This is a genomic window from Streptomyces sp. NPDC002574 (assembly GCF_042889545.1).
Lineage (GTDB): Bacteria > Actinomycetota > Actinomycetes > Streptomycetales > Streptomycetaceae > Actinacidiphila.
Genome location: NZ_JBIARB010000009.1, coordinates 59,592 through 75,881, shown reverse-complemented (window position 1 = coordinate 75,881; position 16,290 = coordinate 59,592). Strand labels below are relative to the sequence as shown.

Sequence of the window (16,290 nt, the reverse complement as noted above, 5' to 3'; positions counted from 1 at the left end):
GTTGCGGGGGTCCTTTCGTCACGCGGTCTCGCGGACGGCGCGGGCGAGGGTGCGCAGTCCCTCGTCCAGCTCGTCCGGGGTGATGGTCAGGGCGGGCAGCAGCTTGACGACCTCGCCGCGGGGGCCGGAGGTCTCCAGCAGCATCCCCAGCTCGAAGGCGCGGGCGCAGACCCGGGAGGCGCGGCCGGGGTCGGTGAACTCCAGGCCCCACGCCAGTCCGCGGCCGCGGTACCGGGCGCCGGAGCGGGGATGCTCGGCGCAGATCTCGCGCAGGACGGCCTCGGCCTGCTCACCGCGCTTCAGTGTCTGCTTCTCCATGCTGCCGCCGTCCGCCCAGTACGTGTCGAGGGCGGCGGTGGCCGTGACGAAGGCGGGGTTGTGGCCGCGGAAGGTGCCGTTGTGCTCGCCCGGCTCCCAGATGTCCAGTTCGGGGCGGAAGAGGGTCAGCGACATCGGCATGCCGTAGCCGCCGATCGACTTGGACAAGGTGATGATGTCCGGCACGATGCCCGCCTCCTCGAAGGAGAAGAACGGTCCGGTGCGGCCGCAGCCCATCTGGATGTCGTCGACGATCAGCAGCATGTCCCGGCGCCTGCACAGGTCGGCGAGACCGCGCAGCCACTCGGGGCGGGCGACGTTGATGCCGCCCTCGCCCTGGATCGTCTCCACGATGACGGCCGCCGGCTGGTTCAGGCCGGAGCCCTGGTCCTCCAGCAGCCGCTCGAACCACAGGAAGTCCGGGACGCGGCCGTCGAAGTAGTTGTCGAACGGCATCGGCGTGCCGTGAACCAGAGGGACGCCGGCGCCGGCGCGCTTCATGGAGTTGCCGGTGACGGCGAGCGCACCCAGGGACATCCCGTGGAAGGCGTTGGTGAACGACACGACGGACTCGCGGCCCTTGACCTTGCGGGCCAGCTTCAGCGCCGACTCCACGGCGTTGGTGCCGGTCGGGCCGGGGAACATCACCTTGTGGTCCATGCCGCGCGGGCGCAGCACCACGTCCTGGAAGCGCTCCAGGAAGGCGCGTTTGGCGGTGGTGCTCATGTCCAGGCTGTGGGTGACGCCGTCGCGTTCGAGGTAGTCCAGCAGCGCCCGTTTGAGGACGGGGTTGTTGTGGCCGTAGTTGAGGGCTCCGGCACCGGAGAAGAAGTCGAGGTAGGCGTGGCCGTCCTCGTCGAACATCCAACTGCCCTGGGCGCGGTCGAAGACGGCGGGCCAGCCGCGGCAGTAGCTGCGGACCTCGGACTCCAGGGTCTCGAAGACGGTCATGGCGGGCGGGGAGAGGGTCACCGTGCGTTCCTTCGGGTGGGAGTGGGGGGAGGGCGGGTCAGGCGACGGGGCCGATGCGGTACAGGACCTCGGGCTGGTGGCCGTCGGGGAACAGCCCGCCGTCGAAGAGCACTTCGCGCTCGGTGCGCGCCCCGTGGCGGGCGCCGAAGGACGTGAACAGCCGGTGCGAGGCGTCGTTGTCCGGCGTGATGGTGGTCTCGACCTCGCGGATGCCCTCGGCGGCGGCGCGCCGTGCGAGCTCGTCGAGCATCGCGCCGGCGAGTCCGCGGCCACGGTGCGCGGAGTCCACCGCCACCTGCCACACGACGAGGGTGCGCGGGCTGTCGGGCCGTACGTAGCCGGTCACGAAGCCCACGGCCGTTCCGCGGTCTCCGCGAGCGGAGCGGGCCACCACCGAGGTCCGGGCGAAGTCCCGGCACCAGAGCAGATAGCTGTAGGGGGAGTTCAGGTCCAGCGTCCGGGAATCGCGGGCGATACGCCAAAGGGCGGTCCCGTCCTCGATCACCGGGGTGTCGAGCAGCAATTCACTTGCGGCGGTCATGCGAAAACAACGTAGCGGCCGGAATTTCATTCCGCATGTCCCCGCAGCCTTGTGCCCGGTCGGGGCCGCTGGTATCAGGCGCGCGAAACCCCGGTGGTTACGGCGGGTTCACCCGGATATGCCGGTACAAAACGATCACTTTGTGGTGTCGATCACACCAGAAAACCATCACGTAACGTCTATGAAATCTTGGTGTTTGGGGCCGGACGCGCTGGGCAGAAGATCATGGGCGAATAAGCGCAGAAATAGGAATGGATTTCGCGTGGGGAATTCCCGCCACGGGAATTCCCCACGCGAAATCGGGCGCGGCGGGTCAGGCCGTCCAGGCGGATTCGGCCGCGGCGAGGGCGGTGGCCGGGTCCGTCACGCCGAGGGCCGCGCCGAGGGCGCGCAGGGTGCGCAGGACCACGTCGAGGGAGGCGTCGGGGCCGTAGTGGTTGACCCGGACCATCTCCTTGGCGAGCGCGCCGCCACCCGCCACCAGAGGCAGCGCAGGGTCCGCCGCGAGCGCTCGGGCCACCAGGTCGTCGGCGGCGACACCGTCCAGGGTGCGCAGCGTCGTGGCGACCGGTGCGGCGTCGGCGGCGCGGTGCACATAGGGCTCCAGCGCGGAGCCGAGCGCGGCGGCACCGGCCCGGGTCGCCGTGGCGGCGGCCTTGTGCCGGGCGAGGACCGTGCCGAGTCCGGTCTCCTCGATGCGCTCCAGGCACGCCTCCAGCGCGAGCATCTCCAACTGCGCGGGCGCGTGCGGCAGCGCCTTGCGGCCCGTGTCGATCCAGCGCTGCTTCCAGTCCAGCAGCGACAGGTACGAGCGCCGCGGCGCCGCCGGGTTCTCCGCGAAGCGCCGCCACGCCCGCTCGCTCACCGAGACCGCGGACACCCCCGCGGGACCGCCCATCGCCTTCTGGGCACCGATCACGCACAGGTCCACGCCCCAGGCGTCGACCTCCAGCGGCTCGGCGGCCACCGAGGCCACCGCGTCCACCATGAACAGCGCCCCGTGCGCCCGCACGACCTCGCCGATCTCGGCGACGGGGTTGGTGTTGCCGGTCGCCGCCTCCGCGTGCACCAGGGAGACGAAGTCGATCCCCGGGTGCTCGGCCAGCGCCCGCGCCACGTCCTCGGCGCCGGCCGCGGCGTGGAAGGGCACCTCCAGGTCGACGACCCGGGCGCCCGCGTCGCGCAGCCAGTTGCCGAAGGTCTGACCGTACGGCCCGGTCACCACGTTGAGCGCCGTCGAGCCGGGCCGCGCACCGGAGCGGATGCAGCCCTCCAGCGGCAGCAGCGCCTCGCCCTGCGTGATCACCACGTCGTTCCCGGTCCGCAGCAGGGCCGCGACCTCCCGTTCGATCGAGGCGAAGCGCCCGGCGGTCAGCGGGGGCAGGTCGAGGAGGGGGTGGGACACGGCGGCGCTGCTTCCTTCGTCGGTGCTGTTCGAGGGGTGTACGGGCCCGAGCGTACTCGCGGCCTCGTAGAGTGCGGACATGGCTGATCACCAGGCGCCGGCGCCGGCGCTCCGCATCAAGGGCCGGATCCTTGCCGGGCCGCAGGACGTCCGGGACGAGTTGTGGGTGATCGACGGCCGCGTGACCTACGACCGCCCGGCCGGGGTCCGCGACGTCACCACCGTGGAGGGCTGGGCGCTGCCCGGGCTGGTCGACGCGCACTGCCACGTCGGCCTGGACCACCACGGCCCCGTCGAACCGCACACCTCGGAGAAGCAGGCCCTCACCGACCGCGACGCCGGCACCCTGCTGATCCGCGACGCGGGTTCGCCGTCCGATACCCGCTGGATCGACGACCGCGAGGACCTGCCGCGGATCATCCGCGCGGGCCGGCACATCGCCCGCACCCGGCGCTACATCCGCAACTTCGCCTGGGAGGTCGAGCCGGAGGACCTGGTCGCCTACGTCCGCCAGGAGGCGCGGCGCGGCGACGGCTGGGTGAAACTGGTCGGCGACTGGATCGACCGCGAGACCGGCGACCTGTCCGCCTGCTGGCCGCGCGGCGCCGTCGAGGAGGCCATCGCGGCCGCCCACGAGGAGGGCGCCCGCGTCACCGCGCACTGCTTCGCCGAGGACTCCCTGCGCGACCTCGTCGAGGCGGGCATCGACTGCGTCGAGCACGCCACCGGCCTGACGGACGAGACGATCCCGCTCTTCGCCGAGCACGGTGTGGCGATCGTCCCCACGCTCGTCAACATCGCGACGTTCCCGCAGCTCGCGGACGGCGGCCAGGCCAAGTTCCCGCGCTGGGCGGACCACATGCGGCGGCTGCACGCCCGTCGTCACGACACCGTCCGCGCCGCCCACGACGCCGGCATCCGGATCTTCGCCGGTACCGACGCCGGCGGTTCCCTCGCGCACGGCCTCGTCGGCGCGGAGGTCGCCGAGCTGGTCACCGCGGGGATCCCGGTGCTCGACGCCCTGTCGGCCGCGACCTGGTCCGCCCGCGAGTGGCTCGGCCGGGACGGCCTCACCGAGGGCGCCTCCGCCGACCTCGTCGTCTACGAGGCCGACCCCCGCGCCGACGTGCGCGTCCTGACCGCGCCCCGGCGCGTGGTGCTGCGCGGGCGCGTCGTCGGCTGATCCCGCGCGGCCGTCGCTCCCGGACGGGGGTTTACCACACTCCACCCCGATTCGGGTGATTCTGCCCGGATCGGCGCGCCCGGCCCGGCGCGGCGTGCTGCGATCGGTAGAACCGGCCGAATCCGCACGACGGGACGGGGAGCACCATGACCAGGCAGGGACCGCAGAAGTACCCGGGGGCATCGCGCAGGTACTGGTACCAGGACGACTACGGCGGGGACGCGATGGAGGTCAACGCCATCGTGCTGCACACCACCGAGGGCAGGTCCGTGCCCTCCTATGACGAGGGTTCCAGCGCCCCCAATCTGACCGCCGCTCCGGACTTCGCGAACCAGAAGCTGGTCTGGTACCAGCACTTCGACATCGACATCTCCTCCCGCGCCCTGGTCAACCGGCCGGGCGGAGTGGAGACCAACACCCTCAACGTGTGCCAGGTGGAGCTGGTCGGTACCTGCGACCCCGAGACCCACGAGGACTGGGGCAGCACCCCCGGCCATGTGTACTGGCCGAAGGCGCCGCAGTGGGCGCTGCGTGAGCTCGCCGCCTTCCTGGCCTGGATGTACACCGAGCACGACGTGCCGCTGAGCGGCCCGAAGGTGTGGCTGCCCTACCCCAGGTCGTACGGCAGCGCGGGCGGCCAGCGGATGACGGCGCGGCAGTGGAACGCCTTCAACGGGATCTGCGGGCACCAGCACGTCCCGGAGAACTGCGTGCACCCCGACACCCCGGTGCTGCGTGCCGACGGCGGCCCGGTGCGCGCGGGGGACCTCCGTGTGGGCGACGAGATCGCCTCGTTCGACGAGGAGGGCGAGCGCAGGCTGCTGCGGCGCGGGGTGGTGACGCGCAACAGCCCGGCCAGGAAGGAGTGCTGGCGGATCACCACCTCCGCCGGGGAGGTGGTGGCGACGGCCGACCACCCCTGGCTGGTCCGGCTGCCGCACGGCGACGTGTGGGCGACGAGCCGCGAACTCACCCCGGGCAAGCACCGGATCGTGCACGCCGGGGCCGCCGCGCCGCCCGGCTGGGAGGGCGCCGCCGTGGCCGGTGCGACCGGCGAGGCCGAGGTGCTGGCGGCGGAGCCCGTGGGCGAGCAGCCGATCGCCTCCCTGTCGACATCGACCCGCACCTATGTGGCGGCGGGACTGTTCTGCCACAACACCCACGGGGATCCCGGGGCGTTGGACTTCGCGAAGCTGCTCGAATACGCGAGAGCGCAGGTGTGACGCACGGGAACGTACGTGCCTGAAGGTTCGAATACGAGGACGAAAACCACCCTTTGGAGTGAACCGGCGTCAGGACGGTGCCGGTTCACTCTCTGTACGTAAATCATTACGGGGTCGAGGTCGCCCGGCGAGCGCGCTGTCCCCTTCAGCGGCGCTGTGGCGACTCCATGACCAGTTGGGGGTTTTCCACCTTGTACAGCTCTCCCTTCAGCATGCCCGCACGCCGCTCGGCTGCCTCGCTGGGGGCCGCCGTCGCGCTGGCGGCGGGCGCCCTCGCGCTCGGGCCGGCGTCCCCGGCCGCGGCCACCGAGGGGTCGCACGGCGGTTCCGGCAAGGCCGGTGCCGTCGTCCTGCGCACCGGCCTGGACGTGTCCCTGCTCAACAAGACCGTCGACGTGCCGCTCGACCTCACGCTCAACGAGGTCCAGGCGCCCGCGAGCGCCGACAAGACCGCGCTCACCGCGACTCTCGACGGCGTCGACCGCGGCCGCCCGTTCAGCGTCCTGCAGGCGGACGTCGCCACCGCCCGGGCCACCGTCGACCGCCACAAGGCCGAGGGGTACGCCAACCTGGTGCACGCGCGCGTCCATGTCCCCGGACTGCCGCTCATCGGGCTCATCAAGGCCGACGCGATCACCTCGCGCGCCACCTGCGAGGTCGGCGAACGCCCTGTCGCCGACACCGAGTTGCCCGGCTGGGTCACCGTGCTCGGCAAGCGCGTCCGGGTCACCGCGGGCGGTCCCACCGAGGTGAGGGTGCCCGGTGTCGGCGAGGTCCGGCTCGACCTCGCCAAGAGGGTCGTCACCTCGCGCACGGCCGCGGCCACCGCCCTGGAGCTCAACGTCTCCATCAATCCGCTCAAGCTGAACGTCGCCGACGTCAAGGGCACGGTCACGCTGGTGCAGGCCACCTGCGAGACGCCGGGCCGCGGCGGGGGCGGCGGTCACGACGGCGGTCACGACGGCGGCCATGACGGCGGCCATGACGGCGGTCACGGCGGCGGTCACGGCGGCGGCAAGCCCGGCGGGGACGACGAGGGCAGCGCGACGCCCACGCCGACCGGCGGCGAGTCCGAGCAGCCCGGTTCGTCCGCGGAGCCGAGCGCGTCCCCCGAGCCGGTGGACGCCGGCGGATCGGCCGGTTCCGCCCCGTCCGCCCAGGCCGAGGCCGGGAACCTCGCCGAGACCGGCAGCAGCAGCATGACGCCCTACCTCGCGGGTGGTTCGGTGCTGCTCTTCGCCGCCGGATTCGTCGTGATCCGCATGACCCGCCGCAGGACGGCGACCCAGAACGCCCGGGACTGACGGGTCCGGGTGACCCCGGGGGCGGTTCGGGGGGCAGGGGGGAGAGGTCCGTGGGGGGCGGTGGCGGCCGGCGTATGCCGAGTGGCCGCGGCCGCCCCCCACGGCCGTTGTCCACAGGCGAGCAAGGCGGCGTCTCAAAACGGGTGTTTCCGACTACCCTGATGAGGAGTGTCCGCGCGCCCGCCGCGGACGGGGCCGGGGGGTCTCATGTTCGGGGGACGGTACGAGATCCGGGCACTGCTCGGGTCCGGGGGGATGGCCCGGGTCCATCTCGCGTACGACACGCGCCTGGGCCGCACCGTCGCCCTCAAGACCCTGCTGCCGGAGCTGGCGCGCGACCCCGAGGCCCGCCGCCGCTTCGCCCGCGAGGCGAGGGCCGCCGCAGGTCTCAACCACCCGGGCATCGTGACCGTCCACGACCAGGACGAGATCACCACGCAGGACGCGGTCGTCCCCTTTCTCGTCATGGAGCACATCGAGGGCCGGACCCTGTCCGAACTCGCCCGCGACCAGGCCCCGATGGAGATCGAGCGGGCCGTCCGCATCACCTGCGACATCCTCGACGCGCTCGCGCACGCCCATGCCCGCGGCCTGGTGCACCGGGACGTGAAGCCCTCCAATGTGCTGGTCACCACCGGGGGAGCCGTCAAGGTCGCCGACTTCGGCATCGCGCGCGTCGTGCACTCCCTCACCGGACTCACCGGCACCGGATCCGCCATCGGCACCCCCGGCTACATGGCCCCCGAGCAGTGCGCGGGCGACGCCGTCGACGCCCGCAGCGACCTGTACGCGGTCGCCTGCATGCTCACCGAACTCCTCACCGGCACCGTGCCGTTCGCGGGCGCGACCCCGCTGGGCGTGATGTACGCGCACGTCCACCAGACGCCGCTGCCGCCCTCCGCGCGCAACCCGATGGTGCCGCCCGCGCTCGACGCGATCGTGCTGTCGGCCCTGTCCAAGAACCCGGCACTGCGCCCGCAGAGCGCCGGCCGGATGAAGGACCGGCTGGGCGACTGGCTCGCCTCCCGCACACCGCCCACCGCCCCGCGCGCACTGCCCCCGCCGCCGCAGCGGGCCCCGGTGCCGCAGCACCCCGCCTACAACCCCCCGTCCTACGGCCCCTGGGCCGTCCCCGCACAGCGACCCGGCTGGGACTCCGCGCCGACGCCGCCCGTCCCCGGCCCCCGGGTGCCGCGCCGCCGCTGGGGTGTCGTCGCCGCGGCGACCGCCGCCGTGGCCGCCGTGCTGATCACCGTGGCCGTCGTCGTGAACCCCTTCGGGGACGACAAGAAGAAGGACCCGGTCACGCCCGTCGCCCAGGACCTGATCGCCGCCCGCAGGTCCGCGAGCGGCTACAACGGGGCGCTCACCGGCGCCGTCAGTCCCTCCGCGGCCGGGGGCGGCACCTTGCGGCTGATCTCCGCCTACGCCCCGGACTCCCTCGACCCGGCCCGCACCTACTCCCCGCTGGTGTGGAACCTCGGCCGTCTCTACCTGCGCAAGCTCGTCGACTTCGCCCCGCAGCCCGGTGCCGCGGGCACCCGCCTCGAGCCGGACCTCGCCACCACCACCGGGCGGATCTCGGACGGCGGCCGCACCTACACGTACACCCTCAAGGAGCACATCGCCTTCGAGGACGGCACGCCCATCACCTCCAAGGACGTCAAGTACGGCATCGAGCGCAGCTTCGCCTCCGACCTCTCCGCCGGCGGCCCCACGCATCTGCGCGACCTGCTCGACCAGGGTCAGAACTATCCGGGCCCCTACAAGGACACCGACCCCGACCGACTGGGCCTGAAGAGCGTCGACACCCCCGACGACCGCACGATCGTCTTCCACCTCGACGCGCCCTTCGCCGACTTCCCGTACGTCCTCGCCCTGCCCATGTCCTCGCCCGTGCCCAAGGGCAAGGACACCAGGATGAGTTACGAGAAGCGGCCGGTGGCCAGCGGCCCGTACCGGATCGCCTCCTACGACGCCGCCAAGGGACTCGAGCTCGTCCGCAACGACCGGTGGGACGCGTCGACCGACTCCATACGCACCGCGCTGCCGGACACCGTCGAGCTGACGATCGCCCCCGGCGCCGCGGCCGTGGACGCCGCGCTGCTCGACGGCACCGCCGACCTCGACGCCGCCCAGACCGGGGTGCAGGAGGCCGCCCGCACCAGGATCCTCGCCGACGGCGCCCTGAAGTCCCGCGCCGACCTCGTCACGACCGGCGGCGTGCGCTACTTCTCGCTGCAGACCGGCGTCGCGCCCTTCGACGACTACCGCTGCCGCTGGGCCGTGCAGTACGCCACCGACCGGCGTGTCCTGCGCGACGCCCTCGGCGGCGAGGACGCCGGCGACATCGCGGGCGGCATGCTGCCCCCGACCGTCGGCGGCTACGACCGGCACCTGGACACCTACGGCACCGTGACCGGCGGCAGTTACCCCGAACAGGCCCGGCGCTTCCTCGGCGAGTGCGGCCACGCCAAGGGGTTCAGCACCGTCATCGCCGCCTCCGGCAGCGACCCGGTCGCCCGCCGGGCCGCCGAGTCGCTGCGCGACCAGCTCGCCACGATCGGCGTCAAGGCCACGGTCGAAACGCCCGATCCGGCCGACTACTACCCTGTGCTCGCCGACCAGAAGAAGCTCAAGGCCAAGGGCTGGGGCATCGCGCTGATCACCTGGCAGTCCGACTGGCCGTCGCCGGCCGGCTTCCTGCGGCCCCTGCTGCTGCCCGGCAGCCCCAGCAACTACGCGGCCCTCGACGACCGCGAGATCAACTCCCTGATGGACGAGGCCGACACGACGACCGACCGCAATGCCGCCGACAACCTGTGGCGGACCGTCGACTCCACCGCCCAGGACCGCGGCACCCTGCTGCCGTTCCTCTACGACCGGCGGCTCAACTACCGTTCCGCGCGCCTGACCAACGCCTACGTCCAGCCGGCCCTGGGCGGCATCGACATCCAGGCGCTCGGCGTCAGGAACTGACCGCGACCGCCTTCGCCAGCGCCACCGCGAAGCGGTCCGTCGTGTCCCGGTCGCGCACCGCGAGCCGCAGCCACTGCGGACCCAGCCCGGGGAAGGTGTCCGCACGGCGCACCGCGAAGCCCAGTTCCCGCAGCCGCTCGCGCACCGCCGCCGCCTCCGGCAGGCGCATCAGCACGAAGGGGCCCAGCGCCGGACCCGCCACCTCGACGCCCTCGAACTCGGCCAGCCGGGCGAGCAGATGACCCCGGTCGGAGGCGATCAGACCCGCGGCCCGCTCCGCCTCGGCGCGCGCGGCGGGCCCGCAGCACGCCTCGATCGCCGCCAGACCGGGCGAGGAGACCGGCCAGAGAGGCTGCGCGCGCTCCAGCGCGGCGATCCGCTCCCGGTCGCCCAGGACATAGCCCACCCGCAGCCCCGCGAGCCCCCACGTCTTGGTGAGGCTGCGCAGCACCAGCAGCCCCGGAACGTCGCGCCGGGCGGCCAGTGACTCGTACTCGCCGGGCACCGCGTCCATGAACGCCTCGTCCACCACCAGAGTGCGGCCGGGGCGCGCCAGGCGCACGATCTCCTCGGCGGGGTGCAGGACGGAGGTGGGGTTCGTGGGATTGCCGAGCACCACGAGATCGGCCCGCGCCGGCACGGCGTCCGCGTCCAGCCGGAACCCGCTCCCGGCGGTCAGCAGCACACGGTCGACGGTGTGCCCGGCGTCCCTCAGCGCGGCCTCCGGCTCGGTGAACTGCGGGTGCACCACGGCGGGGTGACGTGCCCCGAGCGCGCGGGCCAGCAGGACGAACGCCTCCGCCGCGCCGGCCGTGAGCAGCACCTCCTCCGGCGGCCTGCCGTGCCGCGCCGCCACGGCCCGGCGCGCGGCCCGCCCGTCGGGGTAGCCGGCCAGGCCGTCCAGGGCCGCGGTGAGGCGTTCGCGCAGCCAGGCGGGGGGCGTTCCGGCGCGGACGTTGACGGCCAGGTCGATGAGCGTGCCGCCGTCGTCGCGCACCTCGGCGTCGCCGTGGTGACGCAGATCGTGGCCGTCGTCGGGTTCCGTCGCGGACTCGGCGGGGTGCGCGCCCGCCCAGCGGACGTCGAGCCCGGGGTGCGCCTCCGCCCAGCCCTCCGCCTGCTGCCGGGCGCGCCGGGCGGTGTCCCCGTCCACCGGGACGGCGGGCAGCACGACGATCCGCAGCGCCCCCAGCCGCCGGCAGCGGTCCAGTCCGGCCGGCACGTCGGGGGCCGCCTCGGACACGAAGGCGGTCTCCACGCCCGCGTACCCGCGTCCCTCCCACAGCAGGCGGGCCGCCCGCACCGCCTCCGCGTTGTCCACCGGTTCCGGGGACCCGGCGGCGACGAGCAGCACCATGGTGCCGGCCAGGTCCTGCGGGGTCCGACGTCCGCCGCCCAGCGCGGCGTCGACGCGCCGCTCCAGTACGTCCTCGGGCGGGATGCTCACGGTCCTGTCTCCTCGCTGGTGCCTGCCGCGGGGCCACGGCGGCGCGCCACCGCGGCCGTCGCCCGGGCCGCGCCCCCGCCGTCGGGGACGGACTTCGTCTTTTGGACGAGCAGTTCGCCGCCGGGCGCCGCGGCGAGCGCCGCCGCCTCGGCCACGGACGGCGTGCCCACGGCGGCCAGCGCGGCTCCGGAGGGCGTCGGCACATCCACGGCGGCCAGCGTATCGGCGTCGTACGCCAGCAGGGGCACGCCGAGCGCCTCGGCCGCGGCCGCGATCCCCGGCTCGCGCGCCCGTGCGTCGAGGGTGGCCACCGCGGCCAGGCACGCGCGCCCCACGCCCGCCGCGGCCAGCACCCGCCCCACGAGCGCCAGCACTTCCGCCGCCGCGACGCCCCGCCCCGCGCCGACGCCGACGACCACGCTCACGCGGCCGCGCTCCGGGCCGTGCGACGCGCAACGCCCTCCCCGTGCCGCCCGGGCCCGACGAACTCCCGGGCCGGGGCGCTCCGGCCCGGATGCCGGCCCGCACGGTGCCCTCCACCGGCCGTGCCCCCGCTGTCGTGGACCGACTCCGTCTCCGGGACGTCCCGCTCCCGGCCGTGCGAGGCGTGACGCACCGCCATGGCGGGGACGATCGGCTGGCTTGGGCCCGCCGTGGCCCCGACTCGCCTGACGAGCGGCAGCACTTCGGTCGCGGGGTCGCTCCGGCGCGAGTCCGTGCCGACGACCGCGATCACGTGTACGCACGCCTGCCCGTGCGGTGCACGGCGAGGCGCCAGACGCGGGTGCCGGCCTGCGCGTCGCCGGCTTCCTGCCGCGCGGTCGGGACGGCGCGCCACCGCGGCCGCGCCTCCGCTGCCGTGGACGGACTCCGGCTTCGGGACGGGACGTTCGGCCGCTGGGCCGCCCCGGCGTTCGCAGGCGACCATGTTCACGCGGACGCGCCCCCGCTCGCGCAGGCCGCCACGAACCGCCGTGCCAGGGACGGTTCTGCGGCCCAGTGCACGTGGAGGTAGGAGGCGTGGACGGCGCCCCGCACGAAGCCCTCCGTGCGCCGTTCGGGCCGGGTGAAGCCCCACGCCGGGACGGCGCCCGCGCCGGGTTCGACGACCGTGCGGTGGAATTCGTGCCCCCGCACCCGCGTTCCGGCCGCCGCCAGGACGTTGTCCGCCACCGCGACCGCCTCGCGGTAGCCCAGGGTGAGCCGCTCGGACATGCGGGCCGCCGCGTCCAGGACCCCGCACATGGGACGTCCGTCGAGTTCGCGCGCGAGGTACAGCAGCCCGGCGCACTCCGCCGTCAGCGGGCCCGGGAAGGCCGCGACGGCTTCGCGCAGCGGCGCGTTGGCGGAGAGCTCGGGCGCGTACATCTCGGGGAAGCCGCCGCCGAGGACCAGCCCCGCGGTGTCCCGCGGCAGCCGCTCGTCGCGCAGCGGGTCGAAGGTGACGACCTCCGCCCCGGCGGCGGTGAGCAGTTCGACGTGCTCGGCGTAGGAGAAGGTGAACGCCGCGCCGCCCGCCACGGCGACCACCGGGCGGCCGCCCGCGCCGGCGGGACCGGCCGGGCCGATCGCCGTCCGCGGGTCCCAGGGCTCGTCCGCGAGCGGGGGAGCGCTGCGCGCCAGTGCCAGCAGCGCGTCCATGTCGCAGCCCGCCCGCACCCGCGCCGCCAGGGTGCGTACCGCCTCCACCGCGTCCGCGCGCCGTTCGGCGACCGGCACCAGCCCCAGGTGCCGGGAGGGCGTGCCGACCGCGGCGTCCCGGCGCAGCGCGCCCAGCACCGGTACGCCGGCGCCGTCCAGCGCGTCGCGCAGCAGTTCCTCGTGGCGGTCGGAGCCGACCTTGTTGAGTATGACGCCCGCGACCCGTACCTCCGGGTCCCACGAGGCGAAGCCGTGCACCAGCGCCGCCACCGACCGGGACTGCGAGGAGGCGTCGACGACCAGCACCACCGGCGCCCGCAGCAGCTTCGCCACGTGCGCGGTGGACGCCAGCTCGCCCATCCCCGAGGCCCCGTCGAAGAGCCCCATCACGCCCTCCACGACCGCGAGATCGGCCCCGCGCGCCCCGTGCAGGAACAGCGGCGCGATCCGCTCGGGACCGCACATGTAGGCGTCGAGGTTGCGGCCCGGGCGGCCGGTGGCCAGTGCGTGGTAGCCGGGGTCGATGTAGTCCGGGCCCACCTTGTGCGGGGAGACCGCGAGCCCGGCCTCCGCGAAGGCGGCCATCAGGCCCGTGGCCACGGTGGTCTTGCCGCTGCCCGACGCCGGGGCCGCGACGACGAGCCTGGCTACCACTCGATGCCCTTCTGGCCCTTCTGCCCGGCGTCCATCGGGTGCTTGACCTTGCCCATCTCGGTGACCAGGTCCGCGAAGTCCAGCAGCGGCTGCGGGGCGTTGCGGCCGGTGACGACGACGTGCTGGGTACCGGGCCGCTCGCGCAGCACCGAGACCACCTCGTCGGTGTCGATCCACCCCCAGTGCAGCGGGTACGCGAACTCGTCGAGCACGTACAGCCGGTAGGTCTCGGCGGCCAGGTCCCGCTTGACCTGCTCCCAGCCCTCGCGTGCCGCGTCCTCGCTCTCCGTGATGTCGTGGACGTCCCGCTGCAACCAGGACCAGCCCTCGCCCATCTTGTGCCAGGCGACGGTGCCGCCCTCGCCGGAGGCGCCCAGCACGCGCAGCGCACGCTCCTCGCCGACCTTCCACTTCGCGGACTTGACGAACTGGAACACCCCGACCGGCCAGCCCTGGTTCCAGGCCCGCAGCGCCAGCCCGAAGGCGGCCGTCGACTTCCCCTTGCCGGTGCCGGTGTGCACCATGACCAGCGGCCGGTTGCGGCGCTGGCGCGTGGTCAGCCCGTCCTCCGGCACGACACTCGGCTGTCCCTGTGGCATTACGCGGCCCTCCGTACGTCCCGCACCAGTGCCGCGACGCTGTCCGCGCGCAGCTCGTCCAACGTCACCGCGGTGCCGCGCAGTTCGCGCGCCAGCACGCCCGCGAGACCCAGCCGTACCGGTCCGGTCTCGCAGTCGACGACCACCGACGCGACACCGCCGGCCGCCAGCAGGCGGGCAGCCCGCGACGCCAGCGGCAGCGGCTCGGGGCCGCCGGTCGCCCGGCCGTCGGTGACGACCACCAGCAGCGGGCGGCGCGAGGCGTCCCGCAGCCGCTCCACGCGCAGCACCTCGTGCGCCTTGAGCAGCCCGGCGGCCAGCGGGGTCCGGCCGCCGGTCGGCAGCTTCTCCAGACGTGCCGCGCCCGCGTCCACCGACGAGGTCGGCGGCAGGGCCAGTTCGGCGCCGGCGCCGCGGAAGGTGATCAGCCCCACCTTGTCGCGCCGCTGGTACGCGTCCAGCAGCAGCGAGAGCACCGCGCCCTTGACCGCGCCCATGCGCCGCCGGGCCGCCATCGAGCCGGACGCGTCCACCACGAACAGCACGAGGTTGCCCTCGCGGCCCTCGCGCACCGCCTCGCGCAGGTCGTCCCGGCGGATCACCAGACCCGGGCCGCCGCGGCCGCGGTCCCGCTGGTGCGGGGCTGCGGCCTGCACCGTCGCCGCCAGGTGCAGCTTGCCCAGCGTGCCCTGCGGGCGGCGGGCGCCCGTGGTCCTGCCGTGCGCGGTACGGGCCCGGGACCGGCGGCCCGCGGCGCCCTCACCGAGGCCCGGCACGGTCAGGGCGCGCGCCGTGAACGGCTCCGCCGAGGGCACCGCCGCCTGCTCGCGGGGCGCCCCGGCGCCGGGGGTGCTGTCCGGGGCGTCGTTCGCGGTGCCGTCCGCGGGGGCGTCCGGCGGCGTCCCGTCGTCGGCCTGCGGGCGCCTGCCGCCGCCGTCGGGGCCACCGCCGTCACCGTCCGGACCGGGGTCCGGCTCGGGGTCGGGGTCCGGGTCCTGGTCCCCGCCGCGGTGCTGCTCCAGCGTCTCGTCGAGCTTGTCCTCGTCCATGCCGGGCGCGTCGAAGGGGTTGCGGCGCCTGCGGTGCGGCAGCGCGAGCAGCGCGGCCTGCCGCACGTCCGCGTCGGTCACCTCGGTGCGGCCCGCCCAGGCGGCCAGCGCGGTCGCCGTGCGCGCCATGACGATGTCCGCGCGCATGCCGTCCACCTCGAAGGCCGCGCACGTCGCGGCTATCTGGCGCAGCGAGCCGTCCTCGAGCCGGACCGAGGGGAGCAGTGCCCGCGCCGCGGCGATCCGGGCCCGCAGCGAGCCCTCCTCGGCCTCCCACTTGGCGGCGAACGCCGCCGGGTCCTCGTCGTACGCCAGCCTGCGGCGCACGACCTCGACCCGCTCGTCGGTCTCGCGGGACGCCCGGACCTCCACGGTCAGCCCGAAGCGGTCCAGCAACTGTGGGCGCAGTTCGCCCTCCTCGGGGTTCATCGTCCCCACGAGGAGGAACCGCGCGGCATGGCGTACGGAGACGCCCTCCCGCTCGACGTAGGACGCGCCCATCGCGGCGGCGTCCAGCAGCAGGTCGACGAGGTGGTCGTGCAGCAGGTTGACCTCGTCCACGTAGAGCACGCCGCGGTGCGCGTCGGCCAGCAGACCCGGCTCGAAGGCCTTCACGCCCTCCGCCAGGGCCCGTTCGATGTCCAGCGCCCCGACCAGGCGGTCCTCGGACGCGCCCACCGGAAGCTCCACCATCCGCGCCGGCCGCGACGCCGGCTCCGCCCCGGAGGGGTGCGGCCCGTCCGGGCACGCCGGGTCCGGCGCCCCCGGGTCACAGCTGAAGCGGCAGCCCGCGACCACGTCCACCCGCGGCATCAACGCGGCCAGCGCCCGCACCGCCGTGGACTTCGCGGTGCCCTTCTCGCCGCGCACGAGCACGCCGCCCACGGCCGGGCTCACCGCGTTCAGCAACAGCGCCAGCCGCAGGTCCTCCATCCCGACGATCGCGGTGAAGGGGTAAGGGGTGCTCACGCGGCT

General features: G+C 74.5%; 12 protein-coding genes. 4 read left to right on the top strand and 8 right to left on the bottom strand.

Annotation, left to right across the window (positions count from 1 at the left end):
- Positions 1–18: 18 nt before the first annotated feature.
- The 3 genes from ectB to ACFYXS_RS22845 all read right to left on the bottom strand — a co-directional run bounded on the left by ectB (position 19) and on the right by ACFYXS_RS22845 (position 3,236).
- Complete coding sequence (ectB, locus tag ACFYXS_RS22855; RefSeq protein ID WP_389251000.1) at positions 19–1,290, bottom strand: diaminobutyrate--2-oxoglutarate transaminase; 1,272 nt, start codon at positions 1,288–1,290, stop codon at positions 19–21.
- Positions 1,291–1,327: 37 nt separating this feature from the next.
- Positions 1,328–1,831 carry a diaminobutyrate acetyltransferase gene (ectA, locus tag ACFYXS_RS22850; protein ID WP_389250997.1) on the bottom strand — a complete coding sequence of 168 codons (504 nt, stop codon included), beginning with the start codon at positions 1,829–1,831 and terminating at the stop codon, positions 1,328–1,330.
- Positions 1,832–2,144: 313 nt separating this feature from the next.
- Complete coding sequence (locus tag ACFYXS_RS22845; protein ID WP_389250994.1) at positions 2,145–3,236, bottom strand: pyridoxal-phosphate-dependent aminotransferase family protein; 1,092 nt, start codon at positions 3,234–3,236, stop codon at positions 2,145–2,147.
- A gap of 79 nt (positions 3,237–3,315) precedes the next feature.
- Here ACFYXS_RS22845 and ACFYXS_RS22840 point away from each other — a divergent pair, with 79 nt between their 5' ends.
- From ACFYXS_RS22840 to ACFYXS_RS22825, 4 genes are all read left to right on the top strand, one after another.
- Complete coding sequence (locus ACFYXS_RS22840; protein ID WP_389250992.1) at positions 3,316–4,419, top strand: amidohydrolase family protein; 1,104 nt, start codon at positions 3,316–3,318, stop codon at positions 4,417–4,419.
- A 146-nt stretch (positions 4,420–4,565) separates the two neighbouring features.
- Complete coding sequence (locus tag ACFYXS_RS22835) at positions 4,566–5,642, top strand: Hint domain-containing protein (RefSeq protein WP_389250990.1); 1,077 nt, start codon at positions 4,566–4,568, stop codon at positions 5,640–5,642.
- Positions 5,643–5,854: 212 nt separating this feature from the next.
- A complete protein-coding gene (locus tag ACFYXS_RS22830) occupies positions 5,855–6,946 on the top strand; it encodes an SCO1860 family LAETG-anchored protein (RefSeq protein ID WP_389250988.1) in 1,092 nt (363 codons plus the stop codon).
- A gap of 207 nt (positions 6,947–7,153) precedes the next feature.
- A complete protein-coding gene (locus ACFYXS_RS22825; RefSeq protein ID WP_389250986.1) occupies positions 7,154–9,925 on the top strand; it encodes an ABC transporter substrate-binding protein in 2,772 nt (923 codons plus the stop codon).
- Here ACFYXS_RS22825 and cobC read toward each other — a convergent pair.
- The 5 genes from cobC to ACFYXS_RS22800 form a co-directional block, all read right to left on the bottom strand.
- Complete coding sequence (cobC, locus tag ACFYXS_RS22820; RefSeq protein WP_389251664.1) at positions 9,915–11,282, bottom strand: Rv2231c family pyridoxal phosphate-dependent protein CobC; 1,368 nt, start codon at positions 11,280–11,282, stop codon at positions 9,915–9,917. The genes ACFYXS_RS22825 and cobC overlap by 11 nt on opposite strands.
- 86 nt (positions 11,283–11,368) lie before the next feature.
- A complete protein-coding gene (locus ACFYXS_RS22815) occupies positions 11,369–11,797 on the bottom strand; it encodes a cobalamin biosynthesis protein (RefSeq protein ID WP_389250984.1) in 429 nt (142 codons plus the stop codon).
- 505 nt (positions 11,798–12,302) lie between these two features.
- A complete protein-coding gene (locus ACFYXS_RS22810) occupies positions 12,303–13,667 on the bottom strand; it encodes a cobyrinate a,c-diamide synthase (RefSeq protein WP_389250981.1) in 1,365 nt (454 codons plus the stop codon).
- Positions 13,661–14,266 (bottom strand): cob(I)yrinic acid a,c-diamide adenosyltransferase, encoded by a 606-nt coding sequence (cobO, locus tag ACFYXS_RS22805; RefSeq protein WP_389250979.1) that lies wholly within the window; start codon positions 14,264–14,266, stop codon positions 13,661–13,663. The genes ACFYXS_RS22810 and cobO overlap by 7 nt, the downstream gene beginning before the upstream one ends.
- Positions 14,266–16,284 carry a putative cobaltochelatase gene (locus ACFYXS_RS22800; protein ID WP_389250977.1) on the bottom strand — a complete coding sequence of 673 codons (2,019 nt, stop codon included), beginning with the start codon at positions 16,282–16,284 and terminating at the stop codon, positions 14,266–14,268. Before ACFYXS_RS22800 ends, cobO begins: the two co-directional genes overlap by 1 nt.
- Between the last annotated feature and the right edge of the window lie 6 nt (positions 16,285–16,290).